The following is a 15953-nucleotide window of genomic DNA, read 5'->3' on the forward strand; positions in this document are numbered from 1 at the left end:
CCATGAAACGTGTTTATCTGGATCACAATGCAACAACGCCGCTGCGCCCCGAAGCGAGGGACGCGATGATTGCGGCGATGGATGTCTGCGGCAATCCCTCGTCGGTTCATGCGGAAGGTCGGGCCGCCAAAGCTCTGATCGAGCGCGCCCGGGCCCAGGTTGCATCGGCCTTTGGGGCGGATGGGGCGGATATCGTCTTTACATCTGGGTCAACCGAAGGTGCGGCGCTGGCATTGTCGGGGCGCCAATTGCACGGCGCGGCGATTGAACATGACGCGGTAAGAGCCTGGATCAACGAGGATCTTACGGTTTCCGAGGCCGGAGACGTGCAGGTAACCGCGCCTGAAATGTCGACATTGCAACTGGCAAACTCAGAGACGGGGATTGTTCAGACACTGCCGTCTGGCCTGGCCGTGACAGACGCCACTCAGGCTTTTGGCAAGCTGCCCGTCGCGTTCAACTGGATGAATGCCCAGATGGCCCTGGTCTCGGCGCATAAACTGGGCGGTCCAAAGGGTGTCGGTGCCGTTGTGATGCAACGCGGAACCGATCTGGCGGCACAGATCAAGGGGGGCGGCCAGGAAATGGGCCGCAGGTCAGGAACCGAAAATGTTATTGGTATCGCGGGGTTCGGGGCCGCAGCTGAAGCTGCGATTCGGGATCTGGCCAATGGCGTTTGGGAGCAGGTCGAAGAATTTAGAAATATTCTAGAAAACGCTCTTGAGGCCGCTGTAAAATCACCTATTTTTGTCGGGAAAGGGCGGCAACGCCTGCCGAACACCCTGTGTTTTGCTGCGCCCGGGTGGAAGGGCGAAACCCAGGTTATGCAAATGGACCTGTCGGGATTTGCGGTCAGTGCGGGCTCTGCCTGTTCCAGCGGCAAGGTTCGTTCCAGCGCGGTGCTTACCGCCATGGGATTTGACGAGGAAACGGCCAGCAGCGCAATCCGCGTATCGCTGGGACCTCGGACAACGGAAGAAGATGTGCTGCGTTTCGCCGAAACGTGGCTTGAGAAAGAGAAAAAGCATCGCGCGCGCGCCGCGTGATCTGACGGAGGGTAAGTTATGGCCGCTTTGGACCAGACCCAGGTGAAAGAGGGTGTCGATCAGGAAACCGTGGATGCGGTGCGCGAGGTCGGAACCTACAAGTACGGCTGGGAAACTGACATTGAGATGGAGTACGCGCCGAAAGGTGTGAACCCGGACATCGTTCGTCTGATCTCGGAAAAGAATGAAGAACCGGAATGGATGACCGAGTGGCGTCTGGCCGCGTTTGAACGCTGGACCAAGATGGAAGAACCGAAATGGGCCATGGTCACATATCCGAAGATCGATTTTCAGGATCAGTATTACTATGCGCGTCCGAAATCGATGGAAGAGAAACCTAAATCGTTGGACGACGTCGACCCCAAGCTGCTGGCTACTTACGAAAAGCTGGGTATCCCTCTGAAAGAACAGATGATTCTGGCCGGCGTCGAAGGCGCTGAGGATGCCCCGGCCGAGGGGCGCAAGGTTGCTGTGGACGCGGTGTTTGACTCGGTGTCCGTCGGCACGACCTTTCAGGCCGAATTGAAAAAGGCCGGTGTGATTTTCTGTTCGATTTCCGAAGCGATTAGGGAACACCCTGAGCTGGTCAAAAAGTATCTGGGCACTGTGGTTCCGGTGTCGGACAACTTTTACGCGACATTGAACTCGGCGGTGTTTTCGGATGGGTCCTTCGTCTACATTCCGCCCGGTGTCCGCTGCCCGATGGAGCTGAGCACCTATTTCCGCATCAACGCCGAAAACACCGGCCAGTTCGAGCGCACGCTGATCATCGCTGACAAAGGCTCATACGTGTCCTATCTGGAAGGCTGCACCGCGCCCCAGCGCGACACCGCGCAGCTGCACGCGGCAGTGGTCGAGATCATAGTCGAAGAAGACGCCGAAGTGAAATACTCGACCGTTCAGAACTGGTTCCCCGGGGATGAGAACGGCAAGGGTGGCATCTACAACTTCGTGACCAAGCGCGCCGATTGCCGGGGCGACCGGTCCAAGGTGATGTGGACGCAGGTCGAAACCGGCTCGGCCGTGACGTGGAAATACCCGTCCTGCATCCTGCGCGGCAACGAAAGCCAGGGTGAGTTCTATTCCATTGCGATTGCCAACAACTATCAGCAGGCCGATACCGGCACCAAGATGGTTCATCTGGGCAAGAACACCAAATCGCGCATCGTGTCCAAGGGCATCAGTGCGGGCAAGGCGCAGAACACCTATCGTGGTCTGGTCTCGATGCACCCGAAGGCCAAGGACAGCCGCAACTATACCCAGTGCGACAGCTTGCTGATCGGCGACAAATGCGGCGCGCATACGGTTCCGTATATCGAGGTCAAGAACAACTCGTCCCGCGTTGAGCATGAGGCGACGACGTCCAAGGTGGATGACGATCAGCTGTTCTATTGCCGTCAGCGCGGCATGGATGAAGAAGAGGCCGTGGCTTTGGTGGTCAACGGGTTCTGCAAGGACGTTCTGCAAGCACTGCCGATGGAGTTCGCCATGGAAGCGCAGCAACTGGTGGCAATCTCGCTGGAAGGGTCGGTTGGCTGATGACGCGGGCGTCACGAAGCGGCATCCGGAAAGAAGACGTGCTGACCTGGCTGGGTTACGCGTTGCCGGTTCTTGGCGGTCTGCTGGGTATGGCTTACGTCAACATCAACCACATGGAATTCATCAACCCGGTTTGGGCGGTTGGCGGAGGGGCGATCCTGGGCTGGATCGTCGCGCGTCTGATCCGCAAGTTGCTGGGATAAGAAGGTTTCGGGGCCACGGTGCCCCCTGCGATACGCAAAAGGATAAAAAATGCTGGAAATCAAGAATCTGCACGTGAAGCTTGAAGAAGAAGACAAGCAGATCCTAAAGGGTGTGGACCTGACGGTTGAAGCCGGCAAGGTACACGCGATCATGGGGCCGAACGGGTCAGGCAAGTCAACACTCAGCTACGTGCTGTCGGGCCGCGACGGGTACGAAGTGACCGAGGGTTCCGCCACGCTGGATGGCGAGGATCTGCTGGAGATGGAACCGGAAGAGCGCGCCGCTGCCGGCGTGTTTCTGGCCTTCCAATACCCGGTCGAAATTCCGGGCGTGGGCAACATGACCTTTCTGCGCACCGCCGTGAATGCACAGCGCAAGGCGCGGGGTGAGGACGAGCTGTCCGCCGCGGATTTCCTCAAGGAAGTGCGTGCCAAGGCCAAGACGCTGAAGATCGACGCGGATATGCTCAAGCGTCCGGTCAATGTGGGCTTCTCGGGCGGTGAGAAAAAGCGCAATGAAATCCTGCAAATGGCCATGCTGGAACCCAAGATGTGCATCATGGACGAAACCGACTCGGGTCTGGATGTGGATGCGATGAAATTGGTCGCCGAAGGTGTGAATGCGCTGCGCGATGAAGGTCGCGGGTTCCTGGTCATTACCCATTACCAGCGTCTGCTGGATCACATCAAACCCGACGTCGTGCACATCATGGCCGATGGCCGCATTGTCAAAACCGGAGGCCCAGATCTGGCGCTTGAGGTTGAAAACAACGGTTATGCCGACATTCTTGCCGAGGTGAACTGATGGCCTTGCCCGAAGTCAAACAAACCGCGACCGAGGCCCGGCTGTCCGCCTTGACCATGCCCGACGCGGGATGCACCCGCGCCGCGCGCGAAGACGCGCTGGCCCGTGTTCTGGAAACCGGTTTGCCCGGACGGCGTGACGAATATTGGAAATACACTCAACCGGACACTCTGGTCTCGCCAGACGCGCCTCCGGCTGCGGTGTTTGCCGATGATGAGCCGTTGATGTTCAGCGGACTCGACCGGCTGAACATCGTCTTCGTGGACGGTGAATTCAGCGCCGAAGAGTCGGATGACCTGACGCTGGAAGGCGTGACCATCGACCGGCTCGAGGATATCTGCTGCAAGGACATTCATTGGGCGAAAGACCTGTATGGCGTGCTTGAGACGCGCGGTCAGTCTCCGGTCCAGCGCCCGCTGGCGGCGCTGAACACGGCTTTTGCGTCGGATGGTGTGGCCATTCATGTCACCGGCAAACCGTCCAAACCGATCAACCTGATCTATCGTCATGCGTCGCCGACCTCGGATGCGATCCTGCACCACGTTATTCGCGTCGAAAGCGGGGCCGAGGCCACCATTCTGGAAACCGGTCCGGCTGCGTCACGCTTCAACAAATGCATGGAGATCGACATCGCCGACAAGGGCACGCTGCACCATGTGCGCGCCCAGGGCAGGGACCATGAACGCCGGGCCGCTACCCATATGTTCACCCGTCTGGGCACGGAATCGGTCTATAAATCCTTCACTTTGACCGTGAATGGCGTGCTGACCCGCAATGAGCAAGTCGTCGAGTTGACAGGCGATGACGCGGTCGCCCATGTGGCCGGAGCCTGTGTTGGCGATGGAGACTTCCATCATGATGACACGGTTTTCATCACCCATGACGCGGTGAACTGCGAAAGCCGTCAGGTGTTCAAGAAAGTTCTGCGAAACGGGGCGACCGGCGTGTTTCAGGGCAAGATCCTCGTGAAGGAAGGCGCCCAGAAGACCGACGGTTACCAGATCAGCCAATCGCTGCTTCTGGATGATGACAGCCAATTCCTCGCCAAGCCCGAGCTTGAGATCTATGCCGATGACGTGGCGTGTTCGCATGGCTCGACCTCGGGTGCGATCGATGAAACCGCGCTGTTCTATCTGCGGTCCCGTGGCGTGCCGGTCAAGGACGCAACCAACATGCTGACTTTGGCCTTTCTTGCCGAAGCGGTGGATGAGATCGAAGACAGCGCCTTGGCGGAAGAGATCGTAAGCCGTCTGGAAGGGTGGCTGGCGCGTCGTAGCTGATGGCCGTCTCGTCTGACATATTGGCCACATACCGGGGGCCGGGGCGCGTGGTGCGCCGGCTTCTTGAAATGGGTCAGCGGGAAGACAGGGCGCTGGTGTTTGTCATGGCATTTTGCGTGGTGGCCTTTATCGCGCAAATGCCCGGCCTTGCCCGCAAAGCGCATCTTGAAGGTGTCGAGCTGAACATGCTTTTGGGCGGCGCTTTGCTGGGGTCGGTGTTCATACTGCCGTTGTTTTTCTACACGCTGGCGCTGATTTCCTATTGGGCGGCGCGGATGGCGGGCGGGCAGGGCACTGCTTATGGCGCGCGACTTGCCCTGTTCTGGGCGTTGTTGGCATCCGCCCCCCTGGTCTTGTTGAATGGTCTGATTGCCGGGTTCATCGGGCCCGGGCCCGCTTTGACGATTGTGGGCATCGCCTGGGTTGCTGTTTTTGTCTGGTTCTGGTTATCCGGTCTGAGACAAGTACAAAGGTCCGCTGCATGACTATCAATTCCCTCGGCGCTCTGGCGGTTCTGACGATCAGAAGCCCCGACCAAGCCGCCCGCCAGCTGTTGTCCCTGAAACCGGGGCGGGAAGGGTTGTGGCTGGCCTTTGCGCTGGCAGTGGTATTGAACTGTCTCGTCCAGTTGGGAATCGACTTGTCGGTGCCCGTGCCGCAAGGTCAAATCGCACCGCCTCCCGAAAGCATCCCCGTTGTTTTACTGCGATCCGCCGGCGCGATGCTGCTGAGCATCCTCGCGTTCTTCGTCGTCGGAAAAGCGATAGGCGGCAAAGCAAGCTTTGACGATCTGATGGTCCTGACGGTGTGGTTGCAGTTCCTGCAAATCGTCGCCCTGGTCATGACCCTTGTTCTAAGCCTCACGATGCCGTTTCTGATGATGATGATGCTGTTCGCGACGGCGATCCTGAGCCTTTACATCACGCTTCATTTCCTGAACGAAGCGCATCAATTCGGATCCCTTTGGAAGTCCTTCGCCGTAATTCTGTTGTCAGCCCTGATTGCGGTTCCCTTCGTCCTGTATTTAACACCGGCCGCGCCTGTCTAGGAAAACCGTATCATGTATGATGTGCAGAAAATCCGCTCTGACTTTCCGATCCTGTCACGGCAGGTGAATGGAAAGCCGTTGACCTATCTGGACAACGGGGCGTCAGCTCAAAAGCCTCAGGTCGTCATTGACGCGGTGACCCGTGCCTATTCCGAAGAGTATTCGAATGTTCACCGTGGATTGCACTATCTGTCCAATCTGTCGACCGAGAAATACGAAGCTGTTCGCGGCATCATCGCCCGTTTTCTGGGGGCATCGAACGAGGATGAGATCGTTCTGAATTCAGGAACGACCGAAGGGATCAATCTTGTTGCCTATGGCTGGGCCATGCCGCGCCTGGAAGCCGGGGATGAAATCGTCCTGAGCGTCATGGAGCATCACGCCAACATCGTGCCCTGGCATTTCCTGCGGGAACGGCAGGGCGTTGTTCTGAAGTGGGTGGATGTGGACGCGGACGGAGGGCTGGATCCGCAGGCGGTAATCGATGCGATCGGCCCGAAAACCAAACTTGTAGCCGTGACGCAATGTTCCAATGTTCTGGGTACCGTCGTGGATGTCAAAGCCATCACCGAAGGTGCACATGCCAGGGGCGTCCCGGTGCTGGTTGATGGCAGTCAGGGCGCGGTGCATATGCCGGTGAACGTGCAGGACATCGGTTGCGACTTTTACGCCATTACCGGCCACAAGCTGTATGGCCCGTCGGGGTCGGGTGCGATCTACATCAAGTCCGAACGCATGGCCGAGATGCGCCCCTTTGTCGGTGGCGGTGACATGATCAAAGAGGTCAGCAAGGATCAGGTGATCTACAATGACCCGCCAATGAAGTTCGAGGCCGGAACACCCGGCATTGTCCAAACCATCGGCCTGGGCGTTGCGCTGGAATACATGATGGATTTGGGAATGGACAACATTGCAGCCCATGAATCCGGCCTGCGGGATTATGCCATGCAGCGCCTGAACGGTCTCAACTGGCTTCAGGTTCAGGGCACGCGGCCAGACAAGGCAGCCATCTTCAGCTTTACGCTAGACGGGGCGGGCCATGCCCATGATGTGTCCACGATTCTGGACAAAAAGGGGGTTGCCGTCCGCGCCGGGCATCACTGTGCGGGCCCGCTTATGGATCACCTGGGCGTCACGGCGACCTGCCGCGCCAGCTTTGGTCTTTATAACACGACGGATGAGGTCGACACGCTGATCGAAGCGCTTGAATTGGCGCATGATCTTTTCGCCTGATTTTGGTTTCAAAGAGGGTGAAACAATCACGATTTTCAGTTGCACCCGGATTGGAACAAGGTTAGCTAACGGCCAAGGCACCTGTAGCTCAGCTGGATAGAGCGCTGCCCTCCGAAGGCAGAGGCCAGAGGTTCGAATCCTCTCAGGTGCGCCACCATCGCCATATTTCTAAGGTTTTTTGGCAAAACAGGAACTTCTGCTCCGAATTGGCAGAAGTTCGCGGGCCACATGGCCGTCGCTACTGAAGGACAAGGGTCCTGCGCTGGTCCGAGGATATGCCACAGAATAGCGTCATTCAACATCTGCCCCGGCCAAGCGCTTCTTTAGCTTTCGCATTTTCGGTTTCCAGCGCCCGAAGCTTCTTGGCTTCCGACAGTTTCAACCCACGTCTGCTGTTGAAACTATGAAAGGTGCCCTGGCTGATCCCCTCTCGGGATATTTCAACGCTAATACCCTTTCGGGCCATGGATAGTGTCTGCACGCCTCCGTTTTTCGCCCGCTTGCCACCACCCTAACAATCCTGACAATCATTTTGAGGCTTAACCCCTCAAGCAGTGGTTTTTTTGATGTACACTTTCCGAACGAGGCTGGCGCGCGTCAGCTTTAATGGAGGAAGGAATGTGAAAGTCATCTCTTCAAATAAGAAGCTGATAATCGTTGTCGTGATTGTAGCACTATTGGGTAGCGCGATTACCGGGGTTTCAGCTTCAAGCGTTTTAGGATGGATCGTGGTCGCCGTAATTCTGGCGTTTATCCTTGGAAAGCTGACCGATGATGAAGAACCCGATAGCGATGATGATTCAGAAAGCGACAATGCTTCCGGTTCCAGTGTTCCCACTGACGTCGGTGATGAAAAGTCTCGTGAGACCAGCAATTCCACTGCGGCGACAGCATCCAGCAATGACACCGGAGGCGGTGATGCCGGTGGCGGAGGGGGAGACGCGGGGATGTAACTGGCCGCCCCAGTCAAATCCCTGTCAAATAAGCCGAGATCGTGAAGTCGCTGTCTTAGCCGCGCCAGGTGCGGACGACACCGCAGTCCATATGCACGAAATTGGACCCGTAATATTGACCGACACCGCCGGCCCGGCATGACATAGCAGCCTTAGCCATCTGCGAGACCGAGCGGGAAGACAGGCGCACGTCTGCCGCTTGTCCCTTCATATGAAGCGACTTCCGGGCGACGCCGCGAGAGCGGGCGCGGAGCATGGCGTTGGTCTGGGGGGAGCGATAGCCCGACAGCAACATGTAAGGTTCGTTGACATCCAGAAGGTTGTGTGATGCCGCCATGATATCAATCGTGCGTAAATCGATGGATTTTACGTGATCCGTGCGCCAATCGCGCATGAAATGGTTCACTTCTTTGACAGCGTCCTTGATATATTTACCATCGACCCAATAAATCATGTCCAACCGTTCGCCCGTGCGACCGGAATACATGCGAATGCGACGGATATCGCCGCCGCCGCGCAAAAAGCCTGCTGCTTTGGAGTAGGTGGGTGCTGCTGCGACTGCTGTTGCTGCAAACGCACCCAATAGGGCACGTCGGGTCAAGCCCGAGGAACTGCTCTTGGTCATTTTGGTTCGTCCCGTACTGTTCCTGCCTGCGCACGATGTTACGCGCGCTGTCTTAATTTTTTCCCATCCCAGATGCGGAATTTATGACACAATCGGATTCGACGGCCAAGAAGTGTTTCATAGTCACCTTTTCAAGGGGGAATTTTCGGCAGATTTTTGCGCAAATGTCACAGCCGAGCGCAGAATATTTTCAGGTGTGGGCTGCGCATCACCGGGTCGATGCAAACGCGCATCAGACGACTACAGAAGCAATTCGGTAAGGAATTTGTGAATAGACAAGTCTGCGCAGTCAAACTCATAGTTGTTCGACGCACATATCACCAACCAAGCCATTGATTCCAAGGCCATCCAATGCTTTCTGTTTTCCGAACCCGTACCAGTATCCTGCTTGCCGCCTGTTTTGCGGCCACAGCCAGTATGGCAAACACCACTTCTGAACCCGCGCACAATACTGCGTTTCAGATGGCCGTCGCAGAACATACCCCACGGGAATCGCAGATCGCAGAGTTTTACCGGACAAACGGGTTTTCGCCGATTTGGGTGGGTGAATCCGATGAGCATATGCAACGCCGGGCCGCATTGATCCAGGCACTGTCACATGCGCATCTGCACGGTCTGCCGCAGGCTGATGCCACTGTTTCATCCTTGATTCAGAAAATGCAGGATGCACGCTCGACACGCGACCTTGGCGCCGCTGAGGCGGAACTGAGCCGGGTTTTCGTAGAGTTTGCCGACGCATTGTACTCGGGTTTTCTTCGGCCCGGAAACATCGACGACGGACTTGTTCGGTCGGTGGATCGTCGCAGCGCGGCCGAGCATCTGAACGCCCTGAACACACATGGCGCCGCGTATCTTGCGCAATTGGCTCCTCAAACCCGTCAGTACCGGGCTCTGATGAAGCAGAAACTGGCGCTACAGGATTTGGTAGATCAAGGCGGTTGGGGGGCGACTGTCCCGGAAACCAAGCTGGAATACGGTGATACCGGGCCCAATGTTGTAAAGCTTCGCAATCGGTTGGTGTTGATGGGCTACATGAAACCATCGGCCAACCCGTCTTTCGACGCCGCGCTGCTGGAAGGGGTCAGGGCCTTTCAAAACGCGCATGGATTGGAACCCGATGGCGTTGCAGGCAAGGGCACGATTGCCGAGTTGAATCGCCCGGCCGTGGACCGGCTCAAGGCTGTTTATGTCGCTCTGGAACGGGAACGCTGGTTGCCTCGGGAACGCGGCGCACGTCATATTCTTGTCAACCAGACAGATTTTTCGGCAAAGATCGTGGATGACGGGCAAGTCACGTTTGAAACCCGTGCGGTGATCGGCAAGAACACGCATGATCGCCGCAGCCCGGAGTTCTCGGACGTGATGGAACATATGGTGATAAACCCCAGCTGGTATGTCCCGCGCTCGATCATCACCAAGGAATACCTTCCGAAGCTGAAAGCGAACCCCAACGCGGTCAGTCATATCCAGATCACGGACAGCAGGGGGCGGCAGGTCAATCGCGGGGCGGTTGATTTCAATCAGTTCACCGCGCGAAGCTTTCCTTTTGCGATGCGCCAGCCGCCCAGCAAAAGCAATGCTTTGGGGCTGGTCAAGTTCATGTTCCCCAACAAGTACAATATCTATCTGCATGATACGCCTCAGAAAAGCCTGTTCGCGCGTGAGGTGCGGGCGTTCTCGCACGGCTGCATCCGACTGGCTCAGCCTTTCGAGTTTGCTTATGCATTGCTGGCCAAACAGGAAGAGGACCCCAAAGCATTCTTTCATCGTGTTCTGAACACGGGAAAGGAAACCAAGGTTGATTTGGAACAAAAAGTTCCGGTCCACCTGATCTATAGAACGGCATATGTCGGTCCAAAAGGCGAGGTGCAGTATCGCCGCGATGTCTATGGCCGGGACCGCAAGATTTGGGAAGCCCTGCAAAAGGCAGGGGTGGCCCTGCCGGACGTTCAGGGTTAAGCACAGGGCAAATCCTGCCAAAAGGAAGCCCGAGATGCAGTTTACCATTCAGCAAATCGCCGACGCTTTGGGTGCCGAATGCCAAGGCGATGGTGGCCTGACGATCGTGCGGGCGGCCGAGCCGGGCGATGCCGGACCAACAGATCTGGCCATGGCCATGTCACCGAAATTCGCCGAAGCGCTTTCGAAAGGGGAAGCGCGCGCCGCCGTTCTGTGGGAAGGCGCGGATTGGCAGGCAATGGGGTTGCGAGCGGCCATTTTCGTGAAGCGTCCGCGCATGGCGATGGCGGGGATCACCGCAATGCTGGATCGCGGGCAAGGGATTGAACCGGGCATTCACCCTTCCGCAGTGATCGATCCAACGGCCGAAATTGGACCAGATGTGGCGATAGGACCTCTGACTGTTGTTGGTGCTCGGGCGCGAATAGGTTCGGGCTCGGTCATCGGTGCACACTGCGTGGTGGGAATGGACGCCATTCTTGGCGAACAGGCCCTGTTGCGCGAAATGGTTAGTATTGGCGCGCGCGCACAAATCGGGGATCGGTTCATCGCGCAACCCGGTGCAAGGATTGGCGGCGACGGGTTCAGTTTCGTAACGCCCGAGGTCTCTGGCGCTGAGCGCGCCCGCGAAACGTTGGGTGATCAGGGGGACGCCAAGGCCCAAAGCTGGCTTCGTATTCATTCTTTGGGCGCGGTTGAGATCGGTGACGATGTCGAGGTTGGCGCCAATTGCACCGTCGACAATGGAACCATCCGCAACACGCGGATCGGTAACGGCACCAAGCTGGATAATCTTGTCCATGTCGGACACAACACCCGCGTCGGGCGGGATTGTCTGCTGTGCGGTCAGACGGGTGTGTCCGGCTCGGTCGAGATCGGCAACAACGTTGTTCTGGGTGGCCAGACCGGAGTGGTCGACAATATTTTCATAGGGGACGGCGTCATTTCGGGTGGGGGCACGAAGATTCTGTCAAATGTGCCCGCCGGGCGCGTCATAATGGGGTATCCGGGCATCAAAATGGAGACCCATACCGATGTCTACAAGGCGCAGCGGCGACTGCCGCGAATGGCACGCGACGTTGAGGCACTGAAAAAGGCTGTTTTCAAACAGACCCCAAGCGATTAAATCATCGTCAAACTGAAAATCAGGGGATCGACATGAGCATCAGCGACCGCGTCATCGCAATCATTGCAGAGCAGGCCGTGCTGGAGCCATCGGATGTGACGCCCGAAAGCACGCTGGAAGATCTGGGAATCGACAGCCTTGGTCTGGTCGAAAGTATTTTCGCCATCGAGGAAGAGTTCGACATTTCAATCCCGTTCAACGCCAACGAACCCGAGGCCAACGACTTTGACATATCCAATGTCGCTGCGATCATTGCAGGGATCGAAAAGCTCGTGTCGGAAAAGGTCTGACTGGCGCTCATGAAACGTGTAGTCATTACCGGCGCAGGTACGATCAATTCACTGGGCCATTCGGTTCCTGACACGCTGGAAGCCATGCGCGAAGGCCGTTGCGGCATCTCGGAACTGGAATTTCGGGACGTTGATCGGTTGGCCATCAAGATCGGCGGGCAGGTTCGCGGCTTTGAGGCCGAAGGTCGGTTCAACCGTCAGCAGATGTCGCTGTATGACCGGTTCACTCAGTTCACTCTGACCGCCGCCAAAGAGGCCATCGATCAATCCGGCATCGAGTTTCACGGAGAGTTGGCCGCAAAATCAGGTGTTGTTTTGGGGACCGCCGGCGGTGGCGTATCGACCTGGGATGACAATTATCGCTCGGTTTATGAGGACGGAAAGAACCGGGTACACCCGTTTGTCGTTCCCAAACTCATGAACAATGCGGCGGCCAGCCATGTGTCCATGGAACACAATCTCAAAGGCCCCAGCTTCACCGTGTCGACCGCCTGTGCGTCGTCGAACCATGCCATGGCTCAGGCCTTTCAGATGGTCCGAAGCGGCATGGCCCCGGTCATGATCTCTGGCGGGTCCGAATCCATGTTGTGCTTTGGAGGCGTCAAGGCCTGGGAAGGGTTGCGCGTCATGTCCAAGGATGCGTGCCGTCCGTTCAGTGCCAACCGCAACGGAATGGTACAGGGCGAAGGGGCCGGTATCTTTGTTTTCGAGGAATACGAGCACGCCCGCGCCCGTGGCGCCGAGATCATGTGCGAAGTCGTTGGTTTTGCCATGTCGTCGGATGCGGCCGATATCGTGATGCCCAGCAAGCAAGGGGCTTCGCGGGCCATGTCTGGTGCCTTGGCCGATGCCAGATTGAATGCAAGCGATGTGGGCTATATCAACGCGCATGGCACCGGGACGGCTGCGAATGACAAAACCGAATGTGCCGCCGTGGCGGATGTTTTTGGGCCCCATGCTGACGACCTGATGATATCGTCGACCAAATCCATGCATGGTCACCTGATTGGTGGAACCGGTGCGGTGGAACTCTTGGCATGTATCATGGCGCTACGGGACGGTGTTATTGCACCCACCATCGGATACGAGGAACCCGATCCGGAATGCGCGCTTGATGTTGTGCCAAACGAGGCTCGGGAAGCCAAAGTTGACGTCGCGCTCAGCAATGCGTTTGCTTTCGGCGGGCTGAATGCGGTTCTTGCTTTAAAGCGGATTTGATCCGCGAAGCGCCGCCGCAGTCGGTGCGGCGGCACAATCGTAAACGCACCCTCAGTTCGCGTTGACGGTCAGAGTGTCATAGCCGGACGTAAAGCCGGACAACGACATCTCCATCTCCAGTACCTGATCAGGGAAGCGGGCCGGAACCAGCGAGAAGATCGCCTTGGTGCCAGCTTTCATTGCATCGATATCGCCCTGGCTCAGGCCCAGCTGCGCGACGCAGCCAACAGGCAGGCAATGATGATAGTTGTACAACTTGCGGGGCGCACCATCGATGGACAGGGCGAGCTGAGCTTGCAGCAGTGTTTCCAAGGGAACGATCACATTCGCCCATGCAACTGCCGCGCCGCCCTCGGGCAGTCTTCCAATCGACACCTCAGCTATCGGATCACCCTGGTTGCCCTTCAGAATCTGGACGATGGCGCACGGGTCTTCGCCTTGCTGCGCCTTGATGCAGGACAAGTCCCAGTCGCCGAACTTTTCCTTGACGAACTGTTCTCCGGGGCGCGGGCCTTCCTGACCCAAATCGAGACCGTTGTCCGGTTCGGATGTCGTTGTGTCCTGCGCATAAGCTGCGCCACATAGAAGAATTGCCGCCACTGTACTTAGCGAGAGGATTTTCTTGATCATGAATGCCTCGACTTGATGCTTGAGCTTTTTGCTTCGTTTAACACTCTTCTGAACTGGTGTCAGGCACTAACAGAACGCCATGTCTGAACGTGAACGGATTCTTGCCAGAACACCAGAAACCAACTGCCCTGAGACAGAAAAAGAGAGCTGTATAAGCCAGCTCTCTTTTCCAAAAGGTTCTCCCCGTCGGACTGGCCGACTTATTTATGCGCAAACCCTACGAAAGGGGCGCAGACGGGTCAACAGCTATCCTCAAATTTTAATATTACGGTCAGAACTTTGAAACCAAATTCGCGCCTGCAAAAAAGCCGTGCCCGAAGGCACGGCCAGTCGACAGGGAGGAAGTCTGCCCCACGTGAAGGAAACAAACGCGGGGCAAATTGACTATCGCAGTCAAAGGTTAACTTTGTATGCTGGTCACGGATCGGTGAAACATAAGGCAATGTTAATGGGCAAGAATATATTTTTGGGTGGCGGAGGCGAAGGCTATGGCCAGCCGCAGGAACTGGCGCTGAAATATGCGAACCGCCATGGGCTGATTGCCGGCGCCACCGGGACCGGTAAGACCGTAACGTTGCAAATCCTCGCGGAAGGCTTTTCCCAAGCCGGAGTTCCGGTGTTTTTGTCCGATGTCAAAGGCGATCTGTCGGGCCTGGCTTTGCCCGGAAGCGACGCGCATAAACTGCATCAGGCATTTATGGATCGTGCCAAACGCATTGGGTTCGACGATTTTGCCTATTCCGCCTGCCCGGTTACGTTCTGGGATCTTTTTGGCGAACAAGGCCATCCGGTGCGGACGACGGTCACTGAAATGGGCCCTTTGCTGCTGTCCCGGTTGATGGAATTGAGCGAAGCGCAGGAAGGCATCCTGAACATCGCGTTCCGCGTGGCCGATGAAGAGGGAATGCCTCTTCTGGATCTCAAGGACCTTCAGGCGCTGCTGGTCTGGATCGGCGAGAACCGGGCCCAGCTTTCATTGCGATATGGCAATGTATCGACATCCTCGATCGGCGCGATCCAGCGGCGATTGCTGGTGTTGGAAAATCAGGGCGGAACAAAGCTGTTTGGCGAACCTGCGCTGGGTCTGTCCGATCTGATGCGCACCGATGAAAACGGGCAGGGGATGGTGAACATCCTTGCTTCGGACAAACTGATGGCCGCGCCACGGCTGTATGCGACATTCCTGCTGTGGCTGCTGAGCGAATTGTTTGAGGAGCTTCCCGAAGTCGGTGATCCTGACAAACCCAAGCTGGTGTTCTTCTTCGACGAGGCGCATCTGTTGTTTGACGGTGCTCCGAAAGTGCTGGTGGACAAGGTCGAACAGGTTGCGCGCCTGATCCGGTCCAAAGGCGTGGGAGTCTATTTCATCACCCAGAATCCCGCCGATATTCCCGAGGATATTCTGGGGCAGTTGGGCAATCGCGTTCAGCATGCTTTGCGGGCCTTCACGGCGCGTGACCGAAAGAACCTGCGTCTGGCGGCGGAAACCTATCGCGAAAACCCCGCCTTTGACACCGAAGCCGCAATTCGTGAGGTGGGCGTTGGTGAGGCTGTCACGTCGATGCTGCAGAAAAAAGGTGTTCCCGGAATTGTCGAGCGCACGTTGATTCGTCCCCCGGGATCCCAGTTGGGGCCCATTTCTGATGCCCAGCGGCGGGCCATTCTCGATGCCTCGCCGATGGCGTCTAAATATGACGATGGTATTGATCGAAAATCGGCCTTTGAAATCCTTCAGGCTCGGGCTGAGGCCGCCGCTAAGGCCGCTGAACAGGCAGAGGCCGATGAAGTTCTGGAGGCACAATCACCGATGGAACGAGAGTATTCTTCGGCCCGCAGATATTCAGGAAGCCGGGTCGGCAGATCCTCGTCCCGGGTGCAACGGCGGAAAGACACGTTTGCATCGGCGATGACCGACGCGGTGATCAAGGAACTGAAGGGAACGACCGGACGCCGGATCGTTCGTGGTATTCTGGGTGGATTGTTCCGCAACAGATGACG

16 protein-coding genes and 1 tRNA gene are annotated in these 15953 nt (G+C 57.1%); 15 read left to right on the forward strand and 2 right to left on the reverse strand.

Annotated elements, in window-relative coordinates; translation table 11 throughout:
• Positions 1-2: 2 nt before the first annotated feature.
• The 10 genes from GS612_RS06835 (at position 3) to GS612_RS06880 (ending at position 8107) form a co-directional block, all read left to right on the forward strand.
• Complete coding sequence (locus tag GS612_RS06835) at positions 3-1046, forward strand: cysteine desulfurase family protein (RefSeq protein ID WP_171639477.1); 1044 nt, start codon at positions 3-5, stop codon at positions 1044-1046.
• Between the two features lie 18 nt (positions 1047-1064).
• A complete protein-coding gene (sufB, locus tag GS612_RS06840; protein WP_171639478.1) occupies positions 1065-2585 on the forward strand; it encodes a Fe-S cluster assembly protein SufB in 1521 nt (506 codons plus the stop codon).
• The gene (locus tag GS612_RS06845) at positions 2585-2788 is read left to right on the forward strand and encodes a hypothetical protein (RefSeq protein WP_152458013.1); all 204 of its coding nucleotides are present in this window, start codon (positions 2585-2587) and stop codon (positions 2786-2788) included. Before sufB ends, GS612_RS06845 begins: the two co-directional genes overlap by 1 nt.
• Positions 2789-2837: 49 nt before the next feature.
• Positions 2838-3593 (forward strand): Fe-S cluster assembly ATPase SufC, encoded by a 756-nt coding sequence (gene sufC / locus GS612_RS06850; RefSeq protein ID WP_152458012.1) that lies wholly within the window; start codon positions 2838-2840, stop codon positions 3591-3593.
• Positions 3593-4873, forward strand: a complete 1281-nt coding sequence (locus GS612_RS06855) for a SufD family Fe-S cluster assembly protein (protein WP_152458011.1) — start codon at positions 3593-3595, stop codon at positions 4871-4873. Before sufC ends, GS612_RS06855 begins: the two co-directional genes overlap by 1 nt.
• Positions 4873-5358 carry a YIP1 family protein gene (locus tag GS612_RS06860; protein WP_171639479.1) on the forward strand — a complete coding sequence of 162 codons (486 nt, stop codon included), beginning with the start codon at positions 4873-4875 and terminating at the stop codon, positions 5356-5358. Before GS612_RS06855 ends, GS612_RS06860 begins: the two co-directional genes overlap by 1 nt.
• Positions 5355-5921, forward strand: a complete 567-nt coding sequence (locus GS612_RS06865) for a YIP1 family protein (protein WP_171168083.1) — start codon at positions 5355-5357, stop codon at positions 5919-5921. The genes GS612_RS06860 and GS612_RS06865 overlap by 4 nt, the downstream gene beginning before the upstream one ends.
• A 12-nt stretch (positions 5922-5933) precedes the next feature.
• Complete coding sequence (locus GS612_RS06870; RefSeq protein WP_152458008.1) at positions 5934-7154, forward strand: cysteine desulfurase; 1221 nt, start codon at positions 5934-5936, stop codon at positions 7152-7154.
• Positions 7155-7231: 77 nt separating this feature from the next.
• A tRNA-Arg gene (locus GS612_RS06875) sits at positions 7232-7308 on the forward strand.
• Between the two features lie 466 nt (positions 7309-7774).
• Positions 7775-8107, forward strand: coding sequence for a hypothetical protein (locus GS612_RS06880; protein WP_171639480.1), 333 nt, complete (start codon positions 7775-7777; stop codon positions 8105-8107).
• A 55-nt stretch (positions 8108-8162) separates the two neighbouring features.
• On the opposite strand, the gene GS612_RS06885 is transcribed toward GS612_RS06880, so the two are convergent.
• A complete protein-coding gene (locus GS612_RS06885; protein WP_171639481.1) occupies positions 8163-8732 on the reverse strand; it encodes a DUF882 domain-containing protein in 570 nt (189 codons plus the stop codon).
• A 351-nt stretch (positions 8733-9083) separates the two neighbouring features.
• On the opposite strand from GS612_RS06885, the gene GS612_RS06890 reads away from it, so the two are divergent.
• Genes GS612_RS06890 through GS612_RS06905 form a run of 4 tightly spaced genes read left to right on the forward strand, consistent with a single transcriptional unit; the run spans position 9084 to position 13325 of the window.
• On the forward strand, positions 9084-10691 hold the full coding sequence (locus GS612_RS06890) for a L,D-transpeptidase family protein (RefSeq protein ID WP_171639482.1): 1608 nt from the start codon (positions 9084-9086) through the stop codon (positions 10689-10691).
• A 34-nt stretch (positions 10692-10725) separates the two neighbouring features.
• On the forward strand, positions 10726-11817 hold the full coding sequence (gene lpxD / locus GS612_RS06895; RefSeq protein WP_171639483.1) for a UDP-3-O-(3-hydroxymyristoyl)glucosamine N-acyltransferase: 1092 nt from the start codon (positions 10726-10728) through the stop codon (positions 11815-11817).
• Between the two features lie 32 nt (positions 11818-11849).
• Positions 11850-12107: an acyl carrier protein gene (locus GS612_RS06900; protein WP_152458003.1), complete on the forward strand. Its 258-nt coding sequence runs from the start codon at positions 11850-11852 to the stop codon at positions 12105-12107.
• Between the two features lie 9 nt (positions 12108-12116).
• Complete coding sequence (locus tag GS612_RS06905; protein ID WP_171639484.1) at positions 12117-13325, forward strand: beta-ketoacyl synthase; 1209 nt, start codon at positions 12117-12119, stop codon at positions 13323-13325.
• 51 nt (positions 13326-13376) lie between these two features.
• On the opposite strand, the gene GS612_RS06910 is transcribed toward GS612_RS06905, so the two are convergent.
• The gene (locus tag GS612_RS06910) at positions 13377-13955 is read right to left on the reverse strand and encodes an invasion associated locus B family protein (protein WP_171228322.1); all 579 of its coding nucleotides are present in this window, start codon (positions 13953-13955) and stop codon (positions 13377-13379) included.
• Positions 13956-14403: 448 nt separating this feature from the next.
• Here GS612_RS06910 and GS612_RS06915 point away from each other — a divergent pair, with 448 nt between their 5' ends.
• Positions 14404-15951, forward strand: coding sequence for a helicase HerA-like domain-containing protein (locus GS612_RS06915; protein WP_171639485.1), 1548 nt, complete (start codon positions 14404-14406; stop codon positions 15949-15951).
• Positions 15952-15953 lie beyond the last annotated feature (2 nt).

The organism is Ruegeria sp. HKCCD6157 (assembly GCF_013110685.1).
Classification (GTDB): domain Bacteria; phylum Pseudomonadota; class Alphaproteobacteria; order Rhodobacterales; family Rhodobacteraceae; genus Ruegeria.